We start from the raw sequence: 26010 nt of genomic DNA, 5'->3' as shown, positions 1-26010 counted from the left end.
TCCGTGAGCCCGGGAATCATCCCGGCGGGCTGGTCGTTGAACACGGTTCCGACGGCGTGAGCCGGCCCGGGAATGATGCCGGGTCGCAGGTCGTTGGACATGCTTCCGGCGCCGCGTAGAGGCCCCCGCCCCCGCGAGCAGCCGGGAGATCCCCCCGAAGACTTTTTGAGCGCCTGACGGTGCCCACGTATCCCGTTCCCCGGCGGGTGCGTCGACCCCCGAATGGAGCACTTGTGATGAACACGATTCTGCGTAAGAGCGTTCTGGGTATTGCTGGTCTGGCTTTCACCGGTGGCGTGTTCGCCGGTCCGGTGGCCGCCCACGCGGCGGACACCACCGCGAGCGTGAAGCCGGTGAGTGTGAGCGTGCAGGGTGACAAGCTGATCCCGCACGGTGTGCAGGGTGAGCAGTCGCGCATCGACCTGAACGACGAGCAGACCAAGAACGTGAAGGCGATCATCGCGGCGACGAAGAAGGCCGGTATGGACGAGCGTGCCGCGGTGGTGTCGATCGCGACGGCGTTGCAGGAGTCGAAGCTGGAGAACCTGGGCCACCTGGGTGACCGTAACGACCACGACTCGCAGGGCCTGTTCCAGCAGCGCCCGTCCTCCGGTTGGGGCACGGTGGAGCAGATCACCGATCCTGAGTACTCGACGACGGCGTTCCTGAAGGGTCTGAAGCAGGTCGACGGCTGGCAGGACATGCCGCTGACCAAGGCCGCCCAGACCGTCCAGGTCAGTGCTTACCCGGACCACTACGCCCAGTGGGAGCAGCAGGCCGCCGACCTCGTCGCCGAGCACTGGAACAGCTAAGACCAAGAACTGAAGGCCGGCACCCCAAGACGGGGGTGCCGGCCTTCACGCTTACCCGATGGGTCAGGCCGGGGGCAGCACGAACGTCCACGTGGTGGTGGTCGTGCTGGCCGCGGCGCCGGTGGCGGTGAGGCCGCCGTAGCTGCCGGTCGGCACGCTGCTCGCCGAGTCGGCGAGCAGGCCGGTCGCCCGGCCGCCGCCGGTCTGCGAGGAGTTGCTGCGCACCGCCACGCCGGACGGCGGGGTGAGTTCGGTGGAGGTGCTGTCGCCGTGCAGCCAGTACGACACGGCCCAGCTCTGCGCCGTGCTCACCGGCGCGTACGGGGTGATCCGGGTGGCGGTGCTCGCCGGGTCGGTGGCCCTGGTGAAGACGGGCGCGCCCGGTGCGACCCCCCGGTACGCGGCCAGCACCAGGTTGCCCTTCGCCTGACTGTCCAGCGTCACCCGGACCGCACTGCCGGCGTCACCGGCGCTCGCGGTCTTCCACCAGGCGGTGGTGGTGGCGAAGCCGCCGTCGAGGCGGTCGAGCCGGGTCCAGCCGGTCACCCCGGTCGGCTCGCCGGTACCGGTGTGCGTGTTCTGGCTGAGCACGAGCAGCAGCGTGTCACCGGCCTGCACGCCCGCCGGGACGGTGACCGTGTGGCTGGTCCAGTTGGCGTTCGCGGTGGCCTGGCCGACGAACGAGATCCGCTCCGGTACAGGCGCGACGGTCACGTCGACTGTCGCGGTGCCGGTGGCGCCCCGGTCGTCGGTGACGGTGAGCGTGACCGGGTAGGTGCCGGCGGCCGCGTACGTGTGCGACGTGGCCGGTACGGATGCGGTGCCGGTGGTGTCTCCGTCACCGAACGACCAGCTGTGGTCCTGGATCGCGCCGTCGACGTCGGTGGAGGCCGCGCCGGAGAACGTGCACACCAGTCCGGAGCAGGTGGGCGTCAGCGCCGCCAGCGGCGCCTGGTTGGCCGGGCCGCCCGATCCCTTCAGGATCTTCACGTAGTCGATGTCGCCGGCGAAGTAGTCGCAGGTGACCTTCGTACCGTCGCACTGGCTCTTGCCGCCGACGGACAGCGGCCAGGTGTTGGCGATGGCGCCGGTCGGCCCGTTGAGGCGGCTCGTCCGCACGCCGTCGACGTACATCTCCACGTACGCGGAGGTGCGGTTGCAGGTGACCGTGTGCCACTGGCCGTCGGAGATCGGCACGTCCGTGTAGCCGGTACGGGAGGCGCCGTCCGCGCCCCGGAACAGGCACTTCGGCTTGCCGTTCGGCGCCTCGAACTTCCAGTAGCCGCCCGCCGTGTTGCCCTGTCCCTTCTGGAGGATGTTCCCGAAGGAGTACGTGGTCCGGTAGCGGATGGTCAGCGAGAAGTCCCCGGCGTCCGGGTTGAAGTCGGTGGTGTGCGGCACCAGGTCGACGTGGCCCGGGACGTACTCCTTGTCGGTGGGCAGGTGGGTGGCGAAGCGGTGGCCGGTCGCCCCGGCGTAGAGCGCGCCGGTGACCACCTCACCGCCGATCGTGCCGTGGCGGCCGTTGCCGCTGTAGTCGGTCAGCACCGTCGACGACGACGCCGGTTCGTCCATGCTGTAGAACGCCACCGTCCGCGTCGCGGTGGCCTGCGCGGGCGCGGCCGAGACCGTCACCCCGGCCGCCGCGACGACAGTCGCCACCCCTAATCGGGCGGCTGTCCGCCGCCACCGTCCCCGCTCGATCGTTGCCATGTGACCGCCTCCCTGCGTATCGGGCATCACAGTGACACGCGTGGTGGCAGCGGCTGAATAACCCGCACGGTGGAGCCGGGTGACCGATGTGGCCGGTACGAACCGTCCGGTGGGATACGTCCGCCGATCGACCGGCGGCGCCGGCGGGCGGGGAGGGTGACTCTCGGTGGGCGATACTGGGTTTGAACCAGTGACCTCTTCCGTGTCAAGGAAGCGCGCTCCCACTGCGCCAATCGCCCGGGGTGATCGCGAGCGGACGACGGGATTCGAACCCGCGACCCTCACCTTGGCAAGGTGATGCGCTACCAGCTGCGCTACGTCCGCGTGCCGCCGGTTCGCGCCGGCGACGGGGTGAACTCTACCCGATGCCAAGATCGCCCTGCGGCAGACCCCCGCCGCACCGGGTGGCCGTGTGGTTGCGCTGCTCGCCGCCGGGGTACTGAGGCCGGTGACAGCACAACCATCCCCCCGAAGGAGGCTGTCGTGGGTATCGGTACGAGCATTTTCCTGATCGCGGTCGGCGCGATCCTCACGTTCGCGCTCAACGCCAGCGTCGGCGGGGTCGACCTCGACGTCGTCGGCTGGATCCTGATGGCGGCCGGCGTCCTCGGCCTCATCATGACCACGCTGGTGTGGGGCCGCCGTCGCCAGGTGGTCACGACCACCGCCGAGCAGCCGGTGGAGTACCGCCGCGTCGAGGAGCGCCGGGACGTCGCCCCGCCGATGTGACAGTGACCGGGGCCGACGGAGCTGATCGGTCCCGGATCGGGCCGGCCGGATCACCCGATCCGGCCGGCCCGCTCTGCTACGGCCGCTCGCCGTCGGTCACGGCGAGGTCGACAGCGGCGAGGTCGGTGGCGGCGCGCAGCCCGTACCAGCCGATCGCTGCCACCAGCGCCACCTGCACCAGGTAGCTCGCGACGACCACCGCCCGACCGGCGTCCTGCGGCACCAGGACGAACGCCACGACGTAGACGAGCCCGGCGACGATCAGCGGGCGCGGCATGGTCCGGCCGATCAGGATGCCGACGAGCGCCAGGACCATGCCGAGGACGATCGCCACCTGACTGCCGAGGATGGCCGGGAGCAGCCCGTCCAACTGATCGTTGAAAGCGTCGAACAACGCGCGTCCCTGCTGCTCCGGCAGGACGCCCGGGTCGGCGGCGTAGGCGAACGGCAGCACCTCAGCGGTGATCGCCAGCGCGAACACCACCCCGCCGAGGCCGGCCAGGAACGCCCCCACGAGGTTCAGCACGCCCGCGCGGCCCCGGGCCAGCCCGACGATGAAGACCGCCGCGGCGATCCAGGAGACGGCGTACGCGGGCCCGCCCAGGTAGAGGTTCATCGGCCAATACGCGGACCCCAGCTCACGGACGTCGTCGTAGTGGATCGCGCCGTCGAACGGCGGCTCCCACAACATGAACAGGGTACGGCCGGCCAAGGCCACCAGGAGCAGGACGAAAAGGGCGACGAGCGCGGCGCGGCGCAACTTCGGTACGGGCACTGTGGGAGCCTCCGTCGATTCAGGTGTCGCCCCACCGTGCCGAGGTACCACCGGCCCGGGCATCGGCCTCAGCACCTATCTTCGGGAAACCCCTGCTCAGCGCGGCTGTCCCGCGTGCTCCAGCCAGATCCGCGCCGCTCTTACCCGCCGGTTCGTGTCGCCGCCGGGGGTCAGGCCGAGCTTGACGAAGATGGCGCGCAGATGGGCGTCCACGGTCCGTTCCGACACCACGAGCTGCGCCGCGATCCCCGCGTTGCTGGCGCCTTCGGCGAGTGCGGCGAGCACCTCGCGTTCGCGCGCCGTCAGGCCGCCGACCGAGGCCGGCCCCACCCCGGCGGACACCCCTGTGGCGGACACCTCCGGCGAGGCTGCCCCACCGGCCGGGTCCGCCGGCTCGGCGACGTCCGCCGTGCCCGCGGCGCTGCCTGCCTCCGTACCCTCTGCTCCGTCGTGCGGCGTCACCGGCGGCGCTGTGGGCGCGGCGGTGAGCAGCGCCGCCAGCCGGCCGGTGCCGGCCCACGCCCCGCCGCCGCCGACGACTGTCAGCGCCGACACGACCAGGGCGACCGAGGTCGGGCCGAGGGACGAGCCGGGAGCGGCCACGAGCGTGCCGGCGCCGACCACCAGCAGGGCCGCGGCGGCCAGGCCGGTGGCGCGCACCACGATGCCGACCCGCCGGGCCTCGGTGGCGCCCCGGGCGGCGGTGACCGCGCAGGCGGCGGCGAACACGGCGGCGCCGGACAGGGTCACCAGGAACGCGACCGAGCCCAGCGCCGGTTCGACGTCACCCGGCGCGCGGGCGACCGCGAGGAGCAGGCAGAAGACGACAGTCAGCGGCGCCGCGGTGGTGGCCGCGGCGGCCACGCCGAGCCGTGCCCGCACGGTGTGGTGCGAGCCGAGGGCGGCCCGCCAGAGCGTCACCGGCAGCAGGAGCAGCGCCGCGACGCCGAGCAGGGTGACGGCGGCACCGACCGGCGCGAGCGTGGTACGCCACGACTCCCCGGCGATCGTCGGCACCCCGTCGAACGGTTCGCTCGCCGTCGTCAGCAGCGCGTTGACGAGCGTGGCCGCACCCAGGGCGAGAGCCACGTACCGATGGGTTCTCGGGGTGGCCGCGCCGGTGCGGACGGCGGCCGAGGCGGTCAGTTGCATCAGTGCGAGCGGCGGGATCCACGCCGAGTTCCACGCCGCGACGGCCGGCCCGGCCCACCGGTGGCCGGCCGCGACGGTGGCGACGGCCAGCACGGCGAGCCCGAGGTACGCCAGCAGCGACGCGGCGAGCCCGGTCGCCAGCCGGCCGGCGGCGCGGTGGCCCGAGCGGGCGAGACGGGATGCGGCGACCGCCGCGGCCACGGCGCCCCCGGCCAGGGCGAGGGCACCGGCCGGATCGGTAGCGAAGCCGCCGTGACCCGCCGCCCCGAGGGCGGCCAGCGCTGCCACACACGTCCCCGCCGCGGCCCCCGTGACCACGGGCGGGCCCAGCAACGCGGGCACCGGGCGGACGGAGGCGGTCACCGGCGGCGCCCCCGCCGGGTGGCGGCTCTGCGGATCGGATGCGCGGCCACCGCCACATTCAACCCGGTACCCCGTCCCGCGGTCGATGCCGCGCCGCCGGGTCAGCCCCGCATCAGCTCGTTCAGCGCGTCGAAGTCGAGCCCATCGGCGAGCGCGTCGTACGTCCCGGCGCCGAGCACCTCCGCCGCCGCCCGCTGGGCCACCGCGTACGCGGCCTCGGCCACCGCCGGTCCGATGCTGACCCGGGCCACGCCGAGCCCGGCCAGTTCGGCGATCGGCGGTGCGCCCGGCCCGGCCAGCACGTTCAGCGGCGCCGGGATCGCCGCCGCCAGCGCGGCCACCGTCTCCGGTTCCACGGTTCCGGGAACGAAGATCCCGTCCGCGCCGGCCGCCAGGTACGCCTCGGCGCGCGCGACAGTCTCGGGTACGCCGCCGGTCCGGCGCAGACAGGTGTCCACCCGCGCGTTGACGTACAGCGGGATGCCGGCGCGGTCGGCGGCGGCCCGGACGGCGGCGAGCCGGGCGACCTGCTCGTTGACAGGGCGCAGCGGCCCGCCGCCGTCGTGCCGGGAGTCCTCCACGTTGACGCCGACGGCCCCGGCGGCGAGCACCGCGATGATCGTCTCGGCGACCTCGGCGGGACTGTCGCCGTACCCGGATTCGATGTCGGCGGTGACCGGTACGCGAACCGCGTCCGCCACCCGGCGGATCACGTCGACGGCGGTGTCCCGGGCGAGCACGTCGCCGTCCGGGGCGCCGCGGCTCCACGCGACGGCGGCGCTCGTGGTGGCCACGGCGCGGGCGCCGGCCGCGGCGACGATCCGGGCGCTCAGCGCGTCCCAGGCGTTGACGAGGATCAGTGGGTCACCGGGCTGGTGCAGGGCGCGGAACCGCTGGGCTCGGGTCTGCTGATCGTCCACCGGTCCAGTCTGGGTGGAGCGGTCCGGGCGCGGCAATGGCCGGCGGCGCGGTACTGGACTGATCGACGACGAGAAAGGCCGTGCCGATCTCATCGGCACGGCCTTTCCGCTGGTGGGCGATACTGGGTTTGAACCAGTGACCTCTTCCGTGTCAAGGAAGCGCGCTCCCACTGCGCCAATCGCCCTCGTCTACTGCGAGGTGGAGACGGGATTTGAACCCGTGTACACGGCTTTGCAGGCCGTTGCCTCGCCTCTCGGCCACTCCACCGAGGTTGCCCCCGAACTGCGTGGCGGCATCTCCGAGCGGACGACGGGATTCGAACCCGCGACCCTCACCTTGGCAAGGTGATGCGCTACCAGCTGCGCTACGTCCGCACGCCCCCGGTGTTATCCGGTGACGGATGAGAACTTTAGCCGAGCCCGGGAACGGTTGCCAAATCGGGGCCCCTTCCGGCGCGTCCGGATGTGGCCGACGTCCCGTGGCGCAGGCGTCCTAGGAGCCTGGGTGGTTGCCGTCGGAGGCCGGTGGGCAGGGCCGCGACCTGCGGAATCCGCTCGGCGAGTCGAGTGTCCGGCATCCGACTGTCCCGCCGCCGACCGGCCGCTTCGGTAACTCCCTGTGGTCATACGGATGGGTTACCGTAACGCCGTGACGAGACGAGCCGCCGAGATCCGCCTGGACGCGCTGCTGCGTACGGCCTGCGAGGTGATCGCGGAGCGAGGGCTCGCCAACACCCGCACCGCTGACGTGGCCGAGGCCGCCGGGGTCAGCCAGGCACTCGTCTTCTACCACTTCGCGACGAAGGACCGGCTGCTCGCGCAGGCCTTCGCGTACGCGGTCGAGCAGGACCTCGCCCGCCTCGACGCGGTGCTGCGTTCCTCCGCCCCGCCGCTGGCGAAGCTGCGCCGGATGCTGCGCCTCTACGCGCCGACCGGCCGTGCCACCTCCTGGTCGATGTGGATCGACGGCTGGGCGGAGTCGCTGCGTACGCCGGAGCTGGAGAAGCTCTCCCGCCGCCTCGACCTGCGGTGGCGGCAGGATCTGGCCGCGGTGATCAGCGCCGGGGTCACCGAGGGCACGTTCGACTGCCCCGACCCGGCCGGCGCGGCCTGGCGGATCAGCGCGGTGATGGACGGGCTGGCGGTCCAGCTCGCGGTGCACGAGCGGGTGATCACCCGCCGGCAGATCGCCGAGTGGATCCGCCTGGTGGCAGCCCGGGAGCTGGGCCTGGAGCCCAGCCAGCTCGACTGACCCCTGCCCGCGGCGGGTCAGTGCCAGCGGGGGCGAGGGCGTTCGAAGGGGGGCGGGAGCGTCTCCGGCTCGGGCTGCGCGGACGGGCGCAGCAGGCGGCGCATCCGCAGCAGCAGACCGGCGCCCAGGAACAGCAGCAGACCGCCGAGCAGGAACGCGGCCTGCACCAGGCCGAATCCGCCGCTGTCCGCCACCGGCCGCCCGGCCACGCCACCGGGCGCGGGCGGCTCCACCACCGCGGCGTCGGTCGGCTCGTCGGTGGGTTCCTCGTCGGGCGCCTCGGAAGACGGCTCGTCGCTCGGTGTGGGCTCCGCGCTGCTCGGCGAGGGAGTCGGCGAAGCCGCCTCCTCCCCCACCACCTCGCGGGAGGCGGTCCGCCGGGCCAGCAGCCGCAACTGCGGGTCGTACGCCTCGGCGGCGAAGCTCACCCGCCCGCGCCCGACGTCCTCGGCGAACGCCACCCGGTAGCGGGCGGTCACGGTACGGCCGGGACAGAGCACACCCGGGTCGAGCTGCCGGTCGGTGAGCCGGGCGGTGTCTCCCTCGGTGCGGATCTCCAGCGGGAACGAGCCGCTGTCCTCCACCCGGTCCACCTTGAGCTGGTCCAGCCGCAGGCCCTGCACCCGCACCAGCATCGACCAGCGCACCTTGACACAGCCGCCCCCGTCGGAGCGGGACACCACGGCGGACAACGTCTCCACCCGGTTCCCGGCGGTGAACTCGTCCGGCAGGCCGCTCAACTCCGTGGAGAAGGCCGCCGCCGCCCGCGCCGGCAGGGCACCGCCGTACCCGGTCCCGGCCACGAAGGTCAGTACCAGTCCGATCCGCAGCGCGTGCCGCCAGCCGCTCACCACGCCTCCTCACCCTCGGTCGTGTCCACAGGCAACGCTAGGAGCGCGCCGGGCACGCCGGTAGACGGGCGTGTTCGCATCCAACGCCACAACACGGGGGCGATTTCACCGAGCGTGGTGAACCGGCCACGACCTCGCCGCGACACGCCCGGGATCGGTTCCGGAACCCCTGTGGGACACAATCTTCCGATGTCCGAGCTGTCCGCCGCGTTCGTCCGGCTGCACGCCCGCCTCGCCCCGGTGGCGTTCGTACCCGAGGTGCGGCTGCACCAGGCAGACGAGCCGATCGGTCTGTGGGAGCTGACCGAGGGCGAGTTCCGCAGCTCCCAGCCGCCGCCGTTCTGGGCGTTCGCCTGGGCCGGCGGGCAGGGCCTGGCCCGCTACGTCACCGACCACCCCGACACGGTCGCCGGCCGCCGGGTGCTCGACCTGGCCTCCGGCTCCGGCCTGGTCGCCATCGCCGCCGCCCGCGCCGGCGCCGCCGCCGTCCGGGCGGTCGAGGTGGACGAGCGGGCCGTGGCCGCCGTCGCGCTCAACGCCGAGGCCAACGGGGTACGCGTCGACGCCGAACTCGGCGACATCCTCGACTCCGACGCGGGCGACGCGGAGGTGGTGCTGGCCGGGGACGTCTTCTACAGCGAGGCGATGGCCCGCCGGATGCTGCGCTTCCTGCTCAAGGCCGCCCGTTCCGGTGCCCGCGTCCTGGTGGGCGACCCGGGCCGGGCGTTCCTTCCGCGCGAGCGCTTCCACGAGCTGGCCGCGTACGAGGTGCCGGTGTCCGAGGCGCTGGAGAGCGTACGGGTGAAGCACACCACCGTGTGGGAGCTGGACCCGAACCCGCCGGGTGCCCGCCGCTAGCGTTACCGCGTGCTGTTCCGGGGCTGGGGGGAGTCCGTCGACGAACAGTGGCCCGACGCGGCCACCGTGGTCGACCACGTCGGCGTGCCGCACCTGGTGGTGACCCGGCACGCGCTCGTCCGCAAGCTGCTCACCGATCCGGTGACGTTCCGGCCGGACAACGCGCTCGACGCCGTCACCCCGGTCCCGGTGGCCGCGCTGCGGATCCTCGCCGGGCACCGGTTCCGGCTGCCGCCGACGCTGGCGAACAACGGCGGCGCGAGTCACCCGGAGATCCGCGGCATCGTCGCCGACGCGCTGCACCCGCACCGGGTGGACGCCCAGCGCCGGTGGCTGACCGGGCTGGTTCGGGAGCGGGTGGCCGGACTCGCCGCCGAGCTGGACGCGGGCCGCCCGGTCGACCTGTACGCGGGCCTCGCCGCCGACCTGCCGCTGCTGGTGCTGGCCCGCCTGGTCGAGCTGCCGGCCGCCCCGGTCGGCGCGGTGAAGGACTTCGCCCGGGCCGCGCTGGAGCTGTTCTGGGCGCCGCTGGAGGAGTCCCGGCAACTGGCGCTCGCCGCCGAGGTGGGCCGGTTCCACACCGTGCTGCGGGAGTTCGCCGCCACCGGGGGCGGGCTCGCCGCGCGGCTGCGCGACGCCGGGCACTCCCCCGACGTGGTCGTCGGGGCGCTGTTCTTCCTGCTGGTCGCCGGCCAGGAGACCACCTCGCAGTTCCTCACCCTGCTGCTGCACCGGCTGTCCGGCGAACCGGCGGTACGGGCCGGGCTGCGCGCCGGTGAGATCGGCGTGGACGACGTAATCGAGGAGGGGCTGCGGCTGGAGCCGCCGATCGTCACCTGGCGGCGGGTGGCAGCAGTCGACACCGCGCTCGGCGAGGTGCCGGTGGCGGCGGGCACCAGCATCGTGGCCTGGCTGGCCCGCGCCGGCCGCGACCCGGCCGTGGTCGACGCGCCGGGCGAGTTCCGCCCCGGGCAACCCGGCTCGCGGCGGCACCTGGCGTTCGGCGCCGGGCCGCACCGCTGCGTCGGCGCGCAGCTCGCCCGGATGGAGGCCGCAGTGGTGGTCGCGGAGGCGGCCGCGCTGCTCGACGGGGTGACGGTGGTGCGTCCGCCGTGGTGCCCGGACAACCTCACCTTCCGGATGCCGGACGCGTTCGTGGTCCGCCGCACCTGACGAAAGTCGGGGTGGGTGGCTGCCGTTCGACGGCGGTGCGGGGGCATCCCGGCTGAATAGCGTCGCCGCATGATCACACTTCGTGCGTTGACGAAACGGTTCGGCGACGTGACAGCCGTCGACGACCTGACCGTCGAGATCCGCCCCGGGCAGGTCACCGGGTTCCTCGGCCCGAACGGCGCGGGCAAGTCCACCACGATGCGGATGGTGCTCGGCCTGGACCGGCCCACCGCCGGCCAGGCGCTGGTCAACGGCCGGGACTACCGCACGCTGCGGCACCCGCTGCACGAGGTCGGCGCGCTGCTCGACGCGACAGGTGTGCACCCGGCCCGCTCCGGTATGGCGCACCTGCGGGCGATGGCACGCAGCAACGGCGTACCGGCCCGCCGGGTGAGCGAGGTGCTCGACCTGGTGGGCCTGGACGCCCGCGCCGCCGGCAAGCCGGGCCGGGCGCTGTCGCTGGGCATGGGTCAGCGGCTCGGCATCGCCGGCGCGCTGCTCGGTGACCCGCCGGTGCTGCTGCTCGACGAGCCGGTGAACGGGCTCGACCCGGACGGGGTGCGGTGGATCCGGGGCTTCACCCGCCGTCTCGCCGACGAGGGGCGCACCGTCCTCGTGTCCAGCCACCTGATGAGCGAGATGCAGCAGACCGCCGACCGGGTCGTGGTGCTGGGGCGTGGCCGGCTGGTGGCCGACGCGCCGCTGGCCGAGCTGATCGCCGCCCGGCCCGCCGCGTCGGTCCGCGTACGCGGTCCCGAGCCGGCCGCGCTCGCCGCCCTCGGCGACCGGCTGGCCGCCGAGGGCGCGACTGTCACCGCCGAGGGGGACGGGATGTCCGTCGCGGGCAGCACCGCCGGCCGGATCGGCGACCTGGCGCACGAGATGGGGGTACGCCTGCACGAGCTGACCCCCGTCGCCGCCTCCCTGGAGGAGGCGTTCCTGGAACTGACCGCCGACAGCGTGGAGTACGCCGCCGGCCCGACCGGAGGTGGCACCCGATGACCGAACGGTCCACGCTCGACCCGGCCCGGCAGTCCGCCCGGCCCGTCACGGCCGGGCATCCGCTCGCCGGGGCGGTGGCCGCCGAGTGGACGAAGCTCTGGTCGGTGCGCTCCACCTGGTGGACGCTGCTCGCGGCGGTGCTGACCATGTCGGCCACCAGCGCCCAGCTCGCCATCTACGCCCAGAACGCCAACACCGACGACGACCCGGCCGACAATCCGGGCGTGGTGAGCGTCGGCGAGATCGTGGCCGGGTCGCTGGAGCTGACCCAGTACGTGGTGCTGGCGCTCGGCCTGTTCGCGATCACCAGCGAGTTCACCACCGGCACGATCCGCACCACGCTGCGGTGCACCCCGTCGCGGGGGCGGGTGCTCGCGGCCAAGGCAGTGGTGGTGGGCACGGTGACGTTCGGCGTCGGGCTGCTGCTCGGCACCGTCGGCGCGGCGACGGCCCGGCCGGTGCTGGGCGAGTGGGGCCGCGCCCCGCTGGGCGCGACGGTGGCCGACGTGGTGGCCGCCGCGGCGTACCTGGCGCTGATCGGCGTGCTGGCGCTCGGCCTGGCGGCGGCGCTGCGGGGCGCGGTACTGGCCCTGACCGTCCTGTTCGCGCTGCTGATGATCGTGCCGCTGTCGTTGCAGGAACCGGACATCACGGTGCTCACCCGGATCGCCGACGCGTTCCCCGGGGTGGCGGGCAACCACTTCCTGGCCGGGGACACCGAGCCGTACCCGGCGGCGGTGGGGCTGCTGGTGCTCGCCGCCTGGGCCGCCGCCGCGCTGGCGCTGGGCCGATGGGCGCTGGCACGGCGCGACGCGTGAACGGGGGCGGGGCTGGTCAGCCGGTGGGCGGGACCAGCCCCGCCTCGTACGCGAGGATCGCCGCCTGCACCCGGTTGCGCACGTCCAGCCGGGTGAAGATGCTGGTCAGGTAGCTCTTCACGGTGCCCTCGACGAGGTGCAGCCGGCGGGCGATCTCGGCGTTGGACAGTCCCGCGCCGACCAGCGCCAGCACGTCGCGTTCCCGGTCGGTGAGCCCGGCCAGCCGGTCCCGCGCGTACGGGCCGCGGGCCAGCCGGCCCCCGCTCAGCTCGATCACCCGGCGCGCGACCCGCGGCGACAGGTACGCCCCGCCGTCGGCCACCGCCCGCACCCCGGCCAGTAGTTCGCGCGGGTCGCCGGACTTGAGCAGGAACCCGGCGGCACCGTGGCCGAGCGCGCGGGCGATCAGGTCGTCGTCGCCGAACGTGGTGAGCATGACCGCCGCCGTCTCCGGCACCAGCCGGCGGATCTGCGCGGCGGCGCTGAGCCCGTCGCAGCGGGGCATCCGGATGTCCAGCAGTGCCACCCGGGGCCGGTGCGCGCGGACCAGTTCCACCGCCGCGAGGCCGTCGCCCGCCTCACCGACCACCTCGATGCCCGGGTCGGCGGCCAGGATCGCCCGGACCCCGGCCCGGACCAGTGCCTCGTCGTCGGCGAGCACCACCCGCAGCGGGCGGTCGTGGTCGTCGCTCATCGTGCGATCTGCTCCTTGCTGACCAGCCGCCCGCCGGCGAAACAGAGCCGCCAGGTCGGCTGGGCGAACGGGAAGTTGCCGTCGGTGTAGAACTCGCAGCCCGGCGCGGCGCCGGTCGCGGGCGGGTCGGCCTGCCGCCCTGGTAGCCCGAGCGCGTCGCGCGGCTCACCCAGCCGCAGCCGTTCGTAGCCGGACCGGTCCAGCACCGCGCCCGCAGTGGCGAGCGGGTAGTAGACGAGCGCCAGCACCAGTGCGAGTCCGGCGGGCGCGCCGATCGCGACGAGCAGGCTTCGCCGCACCCGCCGCCGGGCCTCCCGCAGCCGCCGGGCCGCATCCCCCGGTTCACCCCGCCGGGGTACGCCCGCACCGGCGAGCGGGTCGGCGCCCACGTCCGGTGTGCCGGGGCCGGCCGCCCGGTCCAGCGGGACGCGTGCGGTGACCGCCCAGCCACCGTCGCGGGGACCGGCGTCCAGGGCGCCGCCGGCGAGGCGTACCCGCTCGCGCAGCGCCAGCAGCCCGGAGCCGTGCGACGGCGGCCCGGGCAGCGGACCGGCCGGCGGTGGCGCGTTCACCACCGCGACCGTCACAGTGCCCTCGGCGCGGGCCACATCGACGGTGACCGGGGCACCGGGGGCGTAGCGGGCGGCGTTGGTGAGCGCCTCCCGGACCACCCGGTGCACCGCGTGCGCGGGCAGCGGCGGCAGGTCCGCCTCGTCGCCGCGCAGGTCGACTGTCATCCCGGCGTCGCGCGCGCCGTCGACCACGTCGGCGACCGTCTCCCCCGGCGGCCGCAACGTGCGCTCCTCGCGCAGCACGCCGATCACGTCGTGCAGGCGTTCGGTGGCGGCGGCGACGCTGGCCCGCAGCTCACCGGCCGCCGCCCGGTGCGCCGGGGACAGGTCCGGCGCCAGTTCCAGCGCGCCCGCCCGCAGCGCGATGAGGCTCAGGTCGTGGCCGAGCGAGTCGTGCATGTCCTGGGCGATGCGGGCCCGCTCGCGCAGGCGTACCCGCTCGACCTCGGCCCGGCGCTCGGCCTGCGCGTGGCGCAGCCCGGCGTCGGCGAGCGCGCGGTGCTGCCGCCGCAGCCGGCCCAGCAGCCAGGGGAACACCCCGGCGAACAGCAGCACCGAGGAGAGCAGGAACCAGGTGGACGGCTCGGTGCCGAGCAGCCCGAGGTTGAGCACCGAGCCGGTGACCGCGATGGCGGCGAAGACGGCGGCGGCCGGTGCGGCCCGGTCGCTGCGCTGCCCGGCGAGGTAGCCGAAGACCGGGATGGCGAACACGACGTTGCCGTCGACGAGCGAGCCCGCCACCACCGCGAGCACCGCGACCAGCGGCCACCGGCGCCCGATCCACAACGCCGTGCCGAGCAGCGCCAGCGCGGCGGCCAGCGGCGGCAGCTCGCCGATCTGCGGCGGGGTGAGCCGGCCGTACGCGACGGGCGCCGCGAGCACGGCCCAGAGCAGCAGGTCACCGGCCCGGCGCTGTCGTTCGCGGGGTTCCACGGCGGTCACGCTACCCACGCCCGGCCGGGCCGGGCACCGACGAAAGTCAGGTCTCCTCGGCCCAGGCCCGCCAGTCGTCGAGCACGCCGTAGAGGGCGGGGGTGAGCCAGCCGGGCGCGGACCGGCGGAACACACCGGGGTCCATGCCGCCCGCGCCGGCCGGTACCGCGCCGAGCAGATTCGGCAGCAGCTCGGACAGGTTGAGCCAGTGCACCAGCTCCGGCTCGGTCGGCCAGGCGCCGATCACCACGCCGGCCGGGACGGCCCGCCGCTCCAGCGCCTCCAGCGTCAGCGCGGTGTGGTTGAGCGTGCCGAGCCCGGCCCGCGCCACCACCACCGCCGGCGCGCCGAGCGACACCGCCAGGTCGGCCACCGTCCACGGCTCGCCGGACGGCCGCAAACCCATCGGTACGAGCAGCCCGCCCGCGCCCTCGACGAGCACCAGGTCGTGCTTGTCCGCCTCCTCGCGGATCGCGTCGACCGCGTTGTACAGCTCCAGCGGCGGCAGCTCCGCCACCCGGGCCGCGGCCAGCGGGGCCAGCGGATCGGGGTAGCTGGCGAGCGTCCGGCCGGTGAGCGGGGCGGCCAGCCGGGTCACCGAGTCGACGTCGCCGGGCTCGCCGGTCGCCGTACCGGTCTGGCCGGGCTTGACCACAGCTACCCGCAGGCCGGCCGCCTGCGCGGCGGCGGCGACGGCGGCGGTCACCACCGTCTTGCCGACCTCGGTGTCGGTGCCGGTCACCAGCACCGGCCCGGTCCAGGCGTCGCCGAAGCTCATGGCGCACACTCCACGATCACGTCCAGGGCGCTGTCGAAGCCGGCCCGGTCCACCCCGGCGCTGACGGTGAGCCGCAGCCGGGAGCGGCTGTCCGGGGTGGACGGGGGACGGAAGCAGCCGACCGCCACGCCCCGGTCCCGGCAGGCGGCGGCCCAGGCGGTCGCCTCCTGCGGTCCGGGCGCGGTCACCGAGATCACGGCGCCGTCCGGGGCGGACACGGACAGCCCGGCCGCACCGAGCCGGCGCACCGCCGCGGCGACCCGGTCGGCCAGCTCGGCGCGCAGCGCGTCGCCGTCGCGGGCCAGGCGTACCGCGGCGCGGACCCCGGCCACCACGGCGGGCGGCGGCGCGGTGTCGAAGATGAACGTGCGGCCGGTCTCCACCAGGTGGCGGACGAACTCGGCCGGCCCGGCGACCACGCCGCCGGCCCCGCCGAGCGCCTTGGAGAGCGTCGCGGTGACCACCACGTCGGGCGCGCCGGCGAGCCCGGCGGCGGCGACCCCGCCGGCTCCGGCCGGCCCGGTGACGCCGAGCGCGTGCGCGTCGTCGACGAGCAGCAGCGCGCCGTGGCGGCGGGCCACCGCGTGCAGCTCCGCGAGCGGGGCCAGGTCACCGTCGACGGAGAAGACCGACTCGGTCACCACCACCGCCGGGCGGCCGGGCGCGGCGGCGAGCGCCGCGGCCACCGCCGCCACGTCGGCGTGCGGCGTCACGAGCGTTTCGGCGCCGGAGATCCGGCAGCCGTCGATCAGCGAGGCGTGGTTGTGGGCGTCGGAGACGAGCAGCGTACGCGGCTGGGCCAGTCCCCGGACGGCGGCGAGGTTGGCCAGGTAGCCGGAGGAGAAGACGAGCGCCCGGTCGACGCCGAGCCAGTCGGCCAGGTCGTCCTCGAGCGCGTGGTGGGCGTCGGTGGACCCACGCACCAGGCGCGACCCGGTGGCACCCAGCCCGTACGCGGACAGGGCCTGCGCTGCGGCGGCGGTGACCTCGGGGTGGGTGGCCAGGCCGAGGTAGTCGTTGCCGGCCAGGTCGACAACGGCGTCGTCCGCGGCGCGGGGGCGCAGCGTGCGGGTCAGTCCCGCCCGGGCCCGCAGCTCGGCGCGGCGGTCCAGGGCCGCCAGCCAGTCCGCCACCGTGCCGTCCCCTCCCGCCGACTCCCGCCCCCCGCCGGGCGCTTCCGCGGGGCGAAGTTACCACCCGCGCCGAGGGCCCCGGCGTGGCGCGGTCCCGGCTCGCCGGGGGGCCGGCGGCGGTGGTTTCCCGCGCTCACGGTGGCCTGTTAGGTTACGAGCCATGCCAGAGATCCTCGACCAGGCCCGGGAGCGGGTGCTGGGCAACGGCGTCGGCCTCGACGAGGCCGGTGTCCTCGCGGTGCTGAACCTTCCCGACGAGCACCTGCCCGCCGCGCTTCAGCTCGCCCACGAGGTCCGGATGCGCTGGTGCGGTCCGGAGGTCGAGGTCGAGGGCATCGTCTCGCTGAAGACCGGCGGCTGCCCGGAGGACTGCCACTTCTGTTCGCAGTCCGGCCTGTTCACCTCGCCGGTGCGCTCGGTCTGGCTGGACATCCCGGCGCTGGTCGAGGCCGCGAAGCAGACCGCCGCGACCGGGGCGACCGAGTTCTGCATCGTGGCCGCGGTGCGTGGCCCGGACGCCCGGCTGATGAAGCAGATGCGCGAGGGCGTCGCCGCCATCCGCGCCGAAGTCGACATCCAGGTCGCCGCCTCGCTCGGCATGCTCACCAAGGAGCAGGTCGACGAACTGGTCGAGATGGGCGTGCACCGCTACAACCACAACCTGGAGACGTGCCGCTCCTACTTCCCGAACGTGGTCACCACGCACTCGTGGGAGGAGCGCTGGGAGACGCTGCGGATGGTCCGCGAGTCCGGCATGGAGGTCTGCTGCGGCGGCATCCTCGGCCTCGGCGAGACGGTCGAGCAGCGCGCCGAGTTCGCCGCGCAGCTCGCCGAGCTGGACCCGCACGAGGTCCCGCTGAACTTCCTCAACCCGCGCCCCGGCACGCCGCTGGGTGACCGCCCGGTGGTGGAGGGCAAGGACGCGCTGCGCGCCATCGCCGCGTTCCGGCTGGCCATGCCGCGCACCATCCTGCGGTACGCGGGCGGCCGCGAGCTGACCCTCGGTGACCTGGGCACCCGGGACGGCCTGCTGGGCGGCATCAACGCGGTGATCGTCGGCAACTACCTGACCACGCTGGGTCGCCCGGCCAACGCCGACCTGAAGCTGCTGGAAGACCTGAAGATGCCGGTGAAGGCGCTCTCGGCGACCCTGTGAGGCAGCGGTGACCGAATCCTCCCCCGCCACGGCCGCCCCCGCCGCGCTCTGGTGCGACAGGTGCGGCGAGTCGGTGACGGCCGGGCCGCACCCGGCGTGCGAGGCGGCGCGGGCGTGGGAGCCGCCGCGCTGGTGCGCGTCCTGCCGTCGGCGGATGAAGGTGCAGGTCGTACCGGCCGGCTGGTCGGCGGTCTGCGTCGAGCACGGCGAGCGGCGGGGCTGAGGCGTGCTGCGGGGGCGGGCGGTGACGTTGCGGCCGGTGACCGACGCCGACGTGCCCGCCCTGGCCGCGATCCGGGCCACCCCCGAGGTGCGCCGCTGGTGGCGCGGCGGTGACGACCTGGCCGAGTCGGTCCGGGCCGACCTGGCCGACGACGCGTTGACGACCTACGCCGTCGAGCACGACGGCAGGCTGGTCGGCGCGATCCAGTGGTACGCCGAGACCGACCCCGACTACCGCCACGCCAGCCTGGACGTCTTCCTCGACCCGGCGGTACGCGGCTCGGGGCTGGGCGGCGACGCGATCCGCACCCTGGTCCGGCACCTGATCGACGAGTACGGCCACCACCGGTTCACCATCGACCCGGCGGCGGCGAACACGGCGGCGATCCGGGCGTACGCGAAGGTGGGGTTCCGCCCGGTGGGCATCATGCGGCGCTACGAGCGCGGGGCGGACGGGCGCTGGCACGACGCGCTGCTGATGGACCTGCTCGCCGAGGACCTGGCCGGCTGAACGAACGGCGTGCCCGGCACCACGCGGGTGCCGGGCACGCCTTCCGGTAACTGTGTGACGGTCAGCGCTGGAGGGTCAGCACACCCGGCCGCCACGGCAGCAGGTTGTAGTCGCCGCCCGCACCGGGGTTCTTGCCCTGGTACAGGAACTGCAGGTTGCAGGGGTCGATGGTCTTGGTCTGGTCGGGGTTGGTGCGGACCAGGTCACCGTGGCTGATGTCGTTGGTCCACGTGGCGCCGCTGTTGGCCTTGCCGGCGAACGGGTTGCTCTCCGTGGCGGCCTGCGGGGTCCACGAGCCGTTCAGGCTGTTGGACGTGAACGACCGGAAGTAGCGTCCCTGGCTCCCGATCGCCTCGACGATCATGAGGTACTGGTTCTGGCCCGCCACCTTGTAGACCTCGACGCCCTCGAACAGGTTGTTCGTCGAGTCGGTCATGATCGTCGTGTAGCTCGAGCCGAAGCTGCCCGGGAAGTTCCCGAGCGGCATGCTCGACCGGTAGATCTTGCCGTTGTCCCCGGCGAAGAACAGGTACATGTTCTGGTCGTCACCGATCAGGGTCTGGTCGATGACGCCGTACGGGGCGTCCGGCAGGGTGGCGGTGGACAGCGTCTGCGCCGAGGACCACCCGTTGGCGTTCGTCGGGTCGCTCGACGTCTTGTAGCTGAACGAGGTCGGTCCCCACTGGTACGCCAGCACCCAGATGTTCTTCGGCGCGAAGTACAGCAAGGTGGGGGCCACGGTGCCCTGGCTCATTCCGTTCTGGCCGGCCGAGGCCATGTCGGACCAGTTCGTGAACGGGGTGAAGTTCATCGAGCTGTACTGGCCGCTGCTGTTGACGTACGACCCGTAGACCAGGTGCTTGCCGTTGTAGACCACGTTGGTGAAGTCCTTGAGCGAGACCCAGCCGTTCTGCGGGTTGGCCAGCGCGCCGGTCGACGACCACCGGTAGGTCGACGGGAGCGAGCAGCCGCCCGGCGGGGGCGTCGTGGTCGGCGGCGGCGTGGTCGGGGGCGTGGTGCCGCCACCGAAGTCGGTCCGCCACTGCTGGTTGGTCTGCCCGTGGCAGTCGTACAGCTGGATCTGCTGGCCGTTGCCGGTACCCCAGACGTCCAGGCAGCGACCGGACTGCACGCCACTGATGGTGCCGTTGGAGTTGATGTTCCACTGCTGGTTCGACTGGCCGTTGCAGTCCCAGATGATGATTCCGGTGCCGTTGCCGGTGGCCGCGCCGTTCGCGTCGAGGCACTTGGTGCCGTAGACCGTCAGCTGCTTGCTGGAGGTGTACGTCCACCGCTGGTTCGACTGGTTGTTGCAGTCGTAGAGCTGGACCCGCGTGCCGTTGCTCTGCGAGGAGTTCGGCACGTCGATGCACCGGCCCGACTGCACGCCGACGATCTGGCCGGCGCCACCGCTGGGCGGCGGTCCCGTGGTCGGGGTCGTGGTCGGCCCGGAGGTCGGGGCGGCCGCGTTGAGCGCGTTGAGGACCGAGTTGTACGCGGCCTTCTTGTTGCCGCCGCCGTCGAACAGCAGCGGGCTCTCGTTGGAGCGCCACGAGTCGCTGTCACGCACGCCCCAGACGGTGATGCCGATGCAGCGCGGCACGTTGATGCACGCCTGCGTCAGACCCGCGTACTGACTGGTGGACGAGTTGGTCACGTCGACCTCGGTCAGCGCCACGTCCACACCCAGCGCGGCGAAGTTCTGCAGCGTGGTCTGGAAGTTGCTCGGCAGCGAACTGCCGCCGGTGAAGTGGGTCTGCAGACCCACGCAGTCGATCGGCACACCACGGGACTTGAAGTCCCGAATCATGTTGTAGACACCCTGCGTCTTGCCGTACGACCAGTTCTCGATGTTGTAGTCGTTGTAGCAGAGCTTCGTCGACGGGTCGGCCGCCCGCGCGGTACGGAACGCCACCTCGATCCAGTCGTTACCGGTGCCCTGCAGGTTCGAGCTACGGCGGCTACCGTCCTCATTGAACGCCTCGTTCACCACGTCCCACGCCGCCAGCTTGCCCCGGTAGTGGGCCATCACCCCGTTGATGTGGTCGATCATCGCCTGCCGCAGGTTGCTGCCGTTCAGGCTCTGCATCCAACCCGGCTGCTGCGCGTGCCACGCCAGCGTGTGGCCACGGACCTTCAGCCCACGCTGGGTCGCCCAGTTGTAGATCTGGTCACCGGAGGAGAAGTTGAACTGGCCCCGCTGGGGCTGCGTCGCGTCCGGCTTCATCTCGTTCTCAGCCGTGATCATGTTGAACTCACGCGCCGCGATCGTGCTGTACGTCGAGTCGCCGAGCCGGCCCGCAGCGATGGCGGTGCCGAAGTAGCGGCCCGACTGCGCGGCGGCGGCGCCCAGCGTGGACGCGGCGGCGTTCGCCGACGGCATCATGACCGCGACGGCGGCCACCGTCACGGCGCTGACCGCGCCGGCGAGCAGCGCCCGGACGGCCGGTGATCGCCGCCGCCGGCTCCCGCCGCGATGAATGGATGGGCTCATTGCCATCTTGGCCTCCTTACTGGCCAACACCCAGGCCGTCGGGGCGAAGACGACTGGACGTCTCGGTTGGGTATCTAGCTCCGTCGATGCTTCCATCGCGCATCGACGAGGACAATGGTGTTTCGGAAACGTTTCGGAAAGGTTCTCGCCTCGCGAGGCGTGGCGTGGCCGGTCGCCCGGTGCGGCACCGGCCACGCCACGCCGCCTCGACGGTCAGGACACGGTGCAGGCGGAGCCGTTCAGCGTGAACGCGGCGGGCTTCGGGTTGGCGCCGGTGTGGGCGCCGTTGAAGCCGAAGCTGGTCGACGCCCCCGGCGCCAGCGTCCCGTTGTAGGACAGGTTCGACGCGGTCACCGCCGTACCGGTCTGGGTCACGTTCGCCGACCAGGCCTGCCCGACCTTCTGCCCGGCGTTGCCGAACGTGAACGCCAGCGTCCAGCCGTTGATCGCCGTGGTGCCGGTGTTGGCGATCGTGACGTTCGCGGTGAACCCGGTGTCCCAGGTGTTTGCCGTCCAGGTCACCGCGCAGGCACCGCCGGCGGGCGGGGCTGTGGTGGTCACCGTGACGCCGGGCGACGCGGGCGAGACGTTGCCGGCCGCGTCCACCGCCACCACCGTGAACGTGTACGTGGTGGAGGCGGTCAGCCCGGTCACCGCCAGCGTGGTGCCGGTGGTGGAGCCGACCAGGACGCTCCCGCCGCGGTAGACGCGGTAGCCGGTGACGCCGACCGCGTCGGTGGACGGGCCCCAGGTCAGCGTCAGGCCGGTCGGGCCGACCGCGGAGGCGGTGGGCGTACCGGGTGCGGTCGGCGGGGTGGTGTCCGGTGCCGGGCCGGCCGGCGTGGTGACGCTGACCGCGGCCGACGACGCGGACCGGTTGCCGGCGCCGTCGAGGGCCCGCACGGTGAACTGGTACGTCCGCTCCGGCGCCAGCCCGGTCACGGCCAGGGTTGCCCCGGTCGAGGCGGTGACGACCGGGTCGGTGCCGGCCGAGGTACGGGTCACCTCGTACCCGGCCAGGCCGCTGCCGCCGGTGTCGGTGGACGCGGCCCAGGTCAGCGTGAGCCCGCTGGACGTGACGGCGGACGCGACGGGCGTGCCGGGCACCGACGGCGCGGTGGTGTCCGGCGTGGCCGGTCCGGGCTCCTCGCCCCAGACACGGACGCCGCCGGAGTAGAGCGGCACCTTGGGGTTCGGCCCGGCGGTGGCCTGGTAGGACGGGTCGTTCGTCGGGTCCCAGGTGCCGCCCTCCGGCACCCCGATCTTGAACTGGACCTCCATCCGGTGCTGCGACTGCCCGGCGGGCGCGATGGTGTAGCCGGTGCAGTCGACCTCGACGTACCAGATGTCGCCGGAGAACTGCTTCGCCGTCGAGGGCGACGGGCAGCCCTGGGTGTAGCCGGGTGCGACGGTGACCGGTCCGGTGCCGTCGGGCCGGAAGAAGTACCGGAACTTACCGGTGGTCAGCGCCCGGGCCGGGAACGCCGACTTGTTGTAGATGATCGCCTTGAGCCCGGTGGCGCGCGGCTCGGCCTGCATGACTGTGGTCTCCACAGTCAGCTCGTCCAGGTCGGGCGTCTCGGCGGACGGGAAACCGGCGCGCGGGCTGCCGCCGTACTCGTTGGCGAGCCGGGCCAGCGCGGAGGTGAAGCCGGCGTTGTAGTCGGTGGCGACCTCGTTCATCACGTAGTCCGACCGGCTGTCGGTGTACGCGTCGTTCGCCGCCGACGGGCCGCCGACCAGCGCGCCGTAGAGCACGTGCCGGGTCTCGGTCGGTACGGTCTGGCTGTCCCACCAGGAGCCGTGCGCGGTGCGGTGGTGCGGGTTTCGCGGCGAGTTGGCGCCGAAGCCGATCTGGTAGCTGGAGTTGCGCGGGTTGTCGCCGAGCGCGTAGTTGATCTGCCGGACGGCGAAGTCGTGGTAGCGCGCCTTGCGCGTGGTGTCGGTGGTCTTGTCGCTGTAGACGAGCGCGGCGAACGCGGTGTTGGAGGCGTACCGCAGCGCGCCCCACGAGTCGAGCACCGCCATCCCGCCCGGCGAGTACGGCACCCGCTGCCCGTTGACGCCCACGGTCCAGTAGTCCAGCCATCGGTTGGCGTCGTCGGCGTACTTCTGCTTGCCGGTCAGGTTCGCCAGCAGCACGTACGCGCCGAACTGCTTGTTGTCCCAGGCGATGGTCCACTTGTAGGAGCGGGTGGTGGACTGCGGCTCGGTGCCGAGCTTGTCGTACTCGCTCTCGGCCTTGGCCAGGTAGGTGGCGTCGCCGGTGGCCCGGTACAGCCAGATCGCGCCCCAGACCAGTTCGTCCTGGTAGCCGCTCCACGACTTGTAGAAGCTCGTCGCGTCGGTGATGCACTCGTGGTAGCTCTTCCGCACGGTGTCGGCGAACGTGTAGAGCTGCTTGGCGTGGCCGAGCAGCTTGTCCGCGTAGGCCGCGTCGGTGGGCCGGAACACCATCGACGAGGCGGCCATCGCGGCCGCCGTCTCCCCCGCCAGGTCCGCGCCGCCGCAGCTCGCGTCGATCTTGTACGCGGGCCGCGCCATCGGCATCACCTCGGCCGGACCCCACCACTTGTGGTCGTCGTCGCCCTTGCCGACCTGTCCGTAGAGGACGTTCGGAGCGGGGTGCGCCTTGACGAAGTAGTCGTTGACGAAGCGCAGATTGTTCAGTAGGTGGGTGAGCTGGCCGGAGGCGACGTACCCGTCGCGGTACTCGACCGCGCCCCAGGCCAGCATGGTGGCGCTGAACGCCATCGGGAAGCCGAACTTCACGTGGTCGCCGGCGTCGTACCAGCCGCCGGTGAGGTCGATGCCGACGTCGGCGCCGTCGGTGAGCGCGGAGTCGCCGCGCCAGGAGACCCGGTTCCAGGAGGGTTTGCGGCCCGACTGCTGCGCCTCGTAGAAGAACAGTGACTTCTGCAGTGCCTCGGCGTAGTTGAACGTGGCCGCGGCCTGCGGGGCGGCGGACGCGGGCGGCGGGGCGGCGACGGCCGTGGCCACGCCGACGGCCAGCGCGGCGCCGACGGCGAGCAACCGGCGCAGCCGGGACCGGCCTCCGGGCGGCGGAATCGGACGGGGCATGGCGAGCTCCTGTGGCTGGCGCCGGGCGGCAGCCGGAGCGGGGACGGTCTCGCAGGGCTCCGGCTGCCGCGTGGCGGTGGTGGTGGGGTGTCCGTGAGAGGTTCGGGAGCGCTCCCACATGGACAATCGACAATGTAATGCGCCGTTCATCACAGGGGAAGAGCGCGCTGATCCGAGGCGCCGGGCGTACTCGCGGGTAACCATCGGGAGCTGGATCACACCATCGATCGAGCTCGATATCGAGCGCGTTCGGTCCCAGCTCAGCGGCATCGCCACGGTGGCGAATGCGCCCGCGAGAGCGTCGCCGGCGGCGCGGCCGTCCTGGCATACGAGCGTACGGTTGCCCGGCCGCTTCGGCCCGCGGGACAGTACGCCTCACCTGCGGTGCCATCGACGCCGCCGCTCCCCGGACGACACTGAGGAGATCGCGATGGCTCTACGACTCGCCGAGGGCACCTCCTGGTCCGACACCCTCGCCCGGGCGGTGGCCGCCACGCCCGAGGCGTTCGGCACCGGCCCCGACGGCACCACCACGCTGCACAACCTCGTCCAGGGCGACTGGCGGGCGCTCGGCACGCCCACCGCCGTACGCACCCCTGTCGACAACACCGTTCTGGTGAACCTCGCCCGGCTCGACGCCGACACGGCCCGCGCCGCCGTCGCCCACGCCGCCGACGCGCACCGGGAGTGGGCGCGGACCCCGCTGGCCGAGCGCGTCGCCCGGGTCACCGACGCCCTCGACGCGCTCACCGCACACCGCGACCTGCTCGCCCTGCTGCTGGTCTGGGAGATCGGCAAGCCGTGGCGGCTGGCCTGCGCCGACGTGGACCGCGCGCTGGACGGCGTGCGCTGGTACGTGCAGGAGATCGAGCGGATGCTCGCCGACGGGCGGGAGCCACTGCCCGGCCCGGTCAGCAACATCGCCTCCTGGAACTACCCGATGAGCGTGCTGGTGCACGCCGAGCTGGTGCAGTTGCTCGCCGGCAACGCGGTCATCGCCAAGACGCCGTCGCAGGGCGGCGCGGTCTGCCTCACCGTCGCGCACGCGCTGATGCGCCGCGCCGGGCTGCCCGCCACGCTGCTGTCCGGCAGCGGCGAGGAACTGTCCGAGGTACTCGTCCGCGCGCCGGAGATCGGCGCGGTGGCGTTCGTCGGCGGACGCTCCAACGGCGGCAAGGTCGCCGCCGCGCTGCTCGACTGCGACAAGCGGCACTTCATCGAGCAGGAGGGCCTGAACGCCTGGGGCATCTGGAACTTCTCCCAGTGGGACTCGCTCGCCGCCCACCTGCGCAAGGGCTTCGAGTACGGCAAGCAGCGCTGCACCGCGTACCCCCGGTTCGTGGTCCAGCGCGACCTGGTCGACGAGTTCCTCGACATGTACCTGCCGGTTGTCCGCTCGATCCGGTTCGGGCACCCGCTCGCCGTCGGCGACGACTGGTCGGCCGGCGACCCGCTGCCCGAGCTGGACTTCGGGCCGCTGATCAGCGCCGCCAAGGCCGACGAGCTGCGGCGCAAGGTCGACGAGGCGGTACGCGGCGGTGCCGTGCCGCTGCATCGAGGCAAGCTGGACGGCGCGCCGTTCCTGGACGGGCAGGACACGTCCGCGTACGTCGCACCGGCCGTGCTGCTGGCCCCGCCCGGCCGGTCCCGCCTCATGCACGCCGAGCCGTTCGGCCCGGTCGACACCATCGTCGTGGTGGACACCACCGACGAGCTGCTGGCTCAGATGAACGCCTCGAACGGCGCGCTCGTCGCGTCGCTCGCCTGCGACGACGAGGAACTCGCCGGCAAGCTGGCGGTGGACCTGCAGGCGTTCAAGGTGGGCATCAACAAGCCGCGCTCCCGGGGCGACCGGGACGAGCCGTTCGGCGGCCGGGGCGCGTCCTGGAAGGGCGCGTTCGTCGGCGGCGACCTGCTCGTGCAGGCGGTCACTGTGGGCGGTGACGGCCGGCTCTACGGCAACTTCCCCGACTACAGCAGCTACCCGGCCACCTGATCGCACACAGACGGGCGGGGCC

The 26010-nt window shown here is 73.4% G+C and carries 22 protein-coding genes and 5 tRNA genes; 11 read left to right on the top strand and 16 right to left on the bottom strand.

Features of this window, described 5'->3' with window-relative positions:
• Window positions 1-236 precede the first annotated feature (236 nt).
• Complete coding sequence (locus tag O7546_RS06990; protein WP_281600617.1) at window positions 237-812, top strand: hypothetical protein; 576 nt, start codon at window positions 237-239, stop codon at window positions 810-812.
• A 63-nt stretch (window positions 813-875) separates the two neighbouring features.
• Here the strand turns inward: O7546_RS06990 and O7546_RS06985 are convergent, their stop codons facing one another.
• From O7546_RS06985 to O7546_RS06975, 3 genes are all read right to left on the bottom strand, one after another.
• Entirely contained in the window at window positions 876-2525 is a 1650-nt protein-coding gene (locus tag O7546_RS06985; protein WP_281600616.1) for a PKD domain-containing protein, read from the bottom strand.
• A gap of 167 nt (window positions 2526-2692) precedes the next feature.
• Window positions 2693-2764 (bottom strand) — tRNA-Val (locus O7546_RS06980).
• A gap of 12 nt (window positions 2765-2776) precedes the next feature.
• A tRNA-Gly gene (locus tag O7546_RS06975) sits at window positions 2777-2849 on the bottom strand.
• 159 nt (window positions 2850-3008) lie between these two features.
• On the opposite strand from O7546_RS06975, the gene O7546_RS06970 reads away from it, so the two are divergent.
• On the top strand, window positions 3009-3254 hold the full coding sequence (locus O7546_RS06970) for a DUF6458 family protein (RefSeq protein ID WP_013284878.1): 246 nt from the start codon (window positions 3009-3011) through the stop codon (window positions 3252-3254).
• A 76-nt stretch (window positions 3255-3330) separates the two neighbouring features.
• On the opposite strand, the gene O7546_RS06965 is transcribed toward O7546_RS06970, so the two are convergent.
• The 6 genes from O7546_RS06965 to O7546_RS06940 form a co-directional block, all read right to left on the bottom strand.
• Window positions 3331-4029: a hypothetical protein gene (locus O7546_RS06965; RefSeq protein ID WP_194803239.1), complete on the bottom strand. Its 699-nt coding sequence runs from the start codon at window positions 4027-4029 to the stop codon at window positions 3331-3333.
• Window positions 4030-4125: 96 nt separating this feature from the next.
• Window positions 4126-5469, bottom strand: coding sequence for a helix-turn-helix transcriptional regulator (locus O7546_RS06960; RefSeq protein WP_281600615.1), 1344 nt, complete (start codon window positions 5467-5469; stop codon window positions 4126-4128).
• 176 nt (window positions 5470-5645) lie between these two features.
• A complete protein-coding gene (locus O7546_RS06955) occupies window positions 5646-6464 on the bottom strand; it encodes an isocitrate lyase/phosphoenolpyruvate mutase family protein (RefSeq protein ID WP_194803240.1) in 819 nt (272 codons plus the stop codon).
• Window positions 6465-6574: 110 nt separating this feature from the next.
• Window positions 6575-6649: transfer RNA gene (locus tag O7546_RS06950), tRNA-Val, on the bottom strand.
• Between the two features lie 12 nt (window positions 6650-6661).
• Window positions 6662-6732: transfer RNA gene (locus tag O7546_RS06945), tRNA-Cys, on the bottom strand.
• A gap of 34 nt (window positions 6733-6766) precedes the next feature.
• Window positions 6767-6839 (bottom strand) — tRNA-Gly (locus tag O7546_RS06940).
• Window positions 6840-7113: 274 nt separating this feature from the next.
• Here O7546_RS06940 and O7546_RS06935 point away from each other — a divergent pair.
• Complete coding sequence (locus tag O7546_RS06935) at window positions 7114-7716, top strand: TetR/AcrR family transcriptional regulator (protein ID WP_194803241.1); 603 nt, start codon at window positions 7114-7116, stop codon at window positions 7714-7716.
• A 17-nt stretch (window positions 7717-7733) separates the two neighbouring features.
• Here the strand turns inward: O7546_RS06935 and O7546_RS06930 are convergent, their stop codons facing one another.
• Window positions 7734-8567: a hypothetical protein gene (locus tag O7546_RS06930; protein WP_269696391.1), complete on the bottom strand. Its 834-nt coding sequence runs from the start codon at window positions 8565-8567 to the stop codon at window positions 7734-7736.
• Between the two features lie 189 nt (window positions 8568-8756).
• On the opposite strand from O7546_RS06930, the gene O7546_RS06925 reads away from it, so the two are divergent.
• The 4 genes from O7546_RS06925 (at window position 8757) to O7546_RS06910 (ending at window position 12418) form a co-directional block, all read left to right on the top strand.
• Window positions 8757-9425: a 50S ribosomal protein L11 methyltransferase gene (locus O7546_RS06925; protein WP_269696390.1), complete on the top strand. Its 669-nt coding sequence runs from the start codon at window positions 8757-8759 to the stop codon at window positions 9423-9425.
• Window positions 9426-9434: 9 nt separating this feature from the next.
• Window positions 9435-10598, top strand: coding sequence for a cytochrome P450 (locus O7546_RS06920; protein ID WP_269696389.1), 1164 nt, complete (start codon window positions 9435-9437; stop codon window positions 10596-10598).
• Window positions 10599-10667: 69 nt separating this feature from the next.
• The gene (locus O7546_RS06915; RefSeq protein WP_194803245.1) at window positions 10668-11600 is read left to right on the top strand and encodes an ATP-binding cassette domain-containing protein; all 933 of its coding nucleotides are present in this window, start codon (window positions 10668-10670) and stop codon (window positions 11598-11600) included.
• The gene (locus tag O7546_RS06910) at window positions 11597-12418 is read left to right on the top strand and encodes an ABC transporter permease (RefSeq protein ID WP_269696388.1); all 822 of its coding nucleotides are present in this window, start codon (window positions 11597-11599) and stop codon (window positions 12416-12418) included. The genes O7546_RS06915 and O7546_RS06910 overlap by 4 nt, the downstream gene beginning before the upstream one ends.
• A gap of 16 nt (window positions 12419-12434) precedes the next feature.
• On the opposite strand, the gene O7546_RS06905 is transcribed toward O7546_RS06910, so the two are convergent.
• From O7546_RS06905 to O7546_RS06890, 4 genes are read right to left on the bottom strand one after another with little or no spacing between them, the layout of a single operon-like run.
• The gene (locus O7546_RS06905; protein ID WP_194803247.1) at window positions 12435-13112 is read right to left on the bottom strand and encodes a response regulator transcription factor; all 678 of its coding nucleotides are present in this window, start codon (window positions 13110-13112) and stop codon (window positions 12435-12437) included.
• A complete protein-coding gene (locus O7546_RS06900; protein WP_281600614.1) occupies window positions 13109-14617 on the bottom strand; it encodes a histidine kinase in 1509 nt (502 codons plus the stop codon). The genes O7546_RS06905 and O7546_RS06900 overlap by 4 nt, the downstream gene beginning before the upstream one ends.
• Window positions 14618-14663: 46 nt before the next feature.
• Window positions 14664-15395 (bottom strand): dethiobiotin synthase, encoded by a 732-nt coding sequence (gene bioD, locus O7546_RS06895; RefSeq protein WP_135243865.1) that lies wholly within the window; start codon window positions 15393-15395, stop codon window positions 14664-14666.
• Entirely contained in the window at window positions 15392-16528 is a 1137-nt protein-coding gene (locus O7546_RS06890) for an 8-amino-7-oxononanoate synthase (RefSeq protein ID WP_194803249.1), read from the bottom strand. Before O7546_RS06890 ends, bioD begins: the two co-directional genes overlap by 4 nt.
• Window positions 16529-16688: 160 nt before the next feature.
• Here O7546_RS06890 and bioB point away from each other — a divergent pair, with 160 nt between their 5' ends.
• From bioB to O7546_RS06875, 3 genes are read left to right on the top strand one after another with little or no spacing between them, the layout of a single operon-like run.
• Window positions 16689-17684, top strand: a complete 996-nt coding sequence (gene bioB, locus O7546_RS06885; protein ID WP_194803250.1) for a biotin synthase BioB — start codon at window positions 16689-16691, stop codon at window positions 17682-17684.
• 7 nt (window positions 17685-17691) lie between these two features.
• Window positions 17692-17907 (top strand): hypothetical protein, encoded by a 216-nt coding sequence (locus O7546_RS06880; protein WP_194803251.1) that lies wholly within the window; start codon window positions 17692-17694, stop codon window positions 17905-17907.
• Between the two features lie 3 nt (window positions 17908-17910).
• The gene (locus tag O7546_RS06875) at window positions 17911-18417 is read left to right on the top strand and encodes a GNAT family protein (RefSeq protein ID WP_194803252.1); all 507 of its coding nucleotides are present in this window, start codon (window positions 17911-17913) and stop codon (window positions 18415-18417) included.
• Between the two features lie 61 nt (window positions 18418-18478).
• Here the strand turns inward: O7546_RS06875 and O7546_RS06870 are convergent, their stop codons facing one another.
• On the bottom strand, window positions 18479-20917 hold the full coding sequence (locus O7546_RS06870) for a non-reducing end alpha-L-arabinofuranosidase family hydrolase (protein ID WP_281600613.1): 2439 nt from the start codon (window positions 20915-20917) through the stop codon (window positions 18479-18481).
• A 207-nt stretch (window positions 20918-21124) separates the two neighbouring features.
• Window positions 21125-23992, bottom strand: a complete 2868-nt coding sequence (locus tag O7546_RS06865) for a glycoside hydrolase family 9 protein (RefSeq protein ID WP_281600612.1) — start codon at window positions 23990-23992, stop codon at window positions 21125-21127.
• A gap of 430 nt (window positions 23993-24422) precedes the next feature.
• Here O7546_RS06865 and O7546_RS06860 point away from each other — a divergent pair, with 430 nt between their 5' ends.
• The gene (locus O7546_RS06860; RefSeq protein ID WP_281600611.1) at window positions 24423-25988 is read left to right on the top strand and encodes an aldehyde dehydrogenase family protein; all 1566 of its coding nucleotides are present in this window, start codon (window positions 24423-24425) and stop codon (window positions 25986-25988) included.
• The last annotated feature ends 22 nt before the right edge of the window (window positions 25989-26010 follow it).

It is taken from the genome of Micromonospora sp. WMMA1976 (assembly GCF_027497335.1).
Classification (GTDB): domain Bacteria; phylum Actinomycetota; class Actinomycetes; order Mycobacteriales; family Micromonosporaceae; genus Micromonospora; species Micromonospora aurantiaca.
This window is presented reverse-complemented; position numbering and strand designations above follow the sequence as displayed.

Excerpts from the sequence above, each read along its gene's own strand:
- O7546_RS06990 (WP_281600617.1), top strand. The coding sequence starts at position 237 with ATGAACACGATTCTGCGTAAGAGCGTTCTGGGTATTGCTGGTCTGGCT.
- O7546_RS06910 (WP_269696388.1), top strand. The coding sequence starts at position 11,597 with ATGACCGAACGGTCCACGCTCGACCCGGCCCGGCAGTCCGCCCGGCCC.
- bioB (WP_194803250.1), top strand. The coding sequence starts at position 16,689 with ATGCCAGAGATCCTCGACCAGGCCCGGGAGCGGGTGCTGGGCAACGGC.
- O7546_RS06925 (WP_269696390.1), top strand. The coding sequence starts at position 8,757 with ATGTCCGAGCTGTCCGCCGCGTTCGTCCGGCTGCACGCCCGCCTCGCC.
- bioD (WP_135243865.1), bottom strand. The coding sequence starts at position 15,395 with ATGAGCTTCGGCGACGCCTGGACCGGGCCGGTGCTGGTGACCGGCACC.
- O7546_RS06865 (WP_281600612.1), bottom strand. The coding sequence starts at position 23,992 with ATGCCCCGTCCGATTCCGCCGCCCGGAGGCCGGTCCCGGCTGCGCCGG.
- O7546_RS06860 (WP_281600611.1), top strand. The coding sequence starts at position 24,423 with ATGGCTCTACGACTCGCCGAGGGCACCTCCTGGTCCGACACCCTCGCC.
- O7546_RS06915 (WP_194803245.1), top strand. The coding sequence starts at position 10,668 with ATGATCACACTTCGTGCGTTGACGAAACGGTTCGGCGACGTGACAGCC.
- O7546_RS06905 (WP_194803247.1), bottom strand. The coding sequence starts at position 13,112 with ATGAGCGACGACCACGACCGCCCGCTGCGGGTGGTGCTCGCCGACGAC.
- O7546_RS06985 (WP_281600616.1), bottom strand. The coding sequence starts at position 2,525 with ATGGCAACGATCGAGCGGGGACGGTGGCGGCGGACAGCCGCCCGATTA.
- O7546_RS06870 (WP_281600613.1), bottom strand. The coding sequence starts at position 20,917 with ATGGCAATGAGCCCATCCATTCATCGCGGCGGGAGCCGGCGGCGGCGA.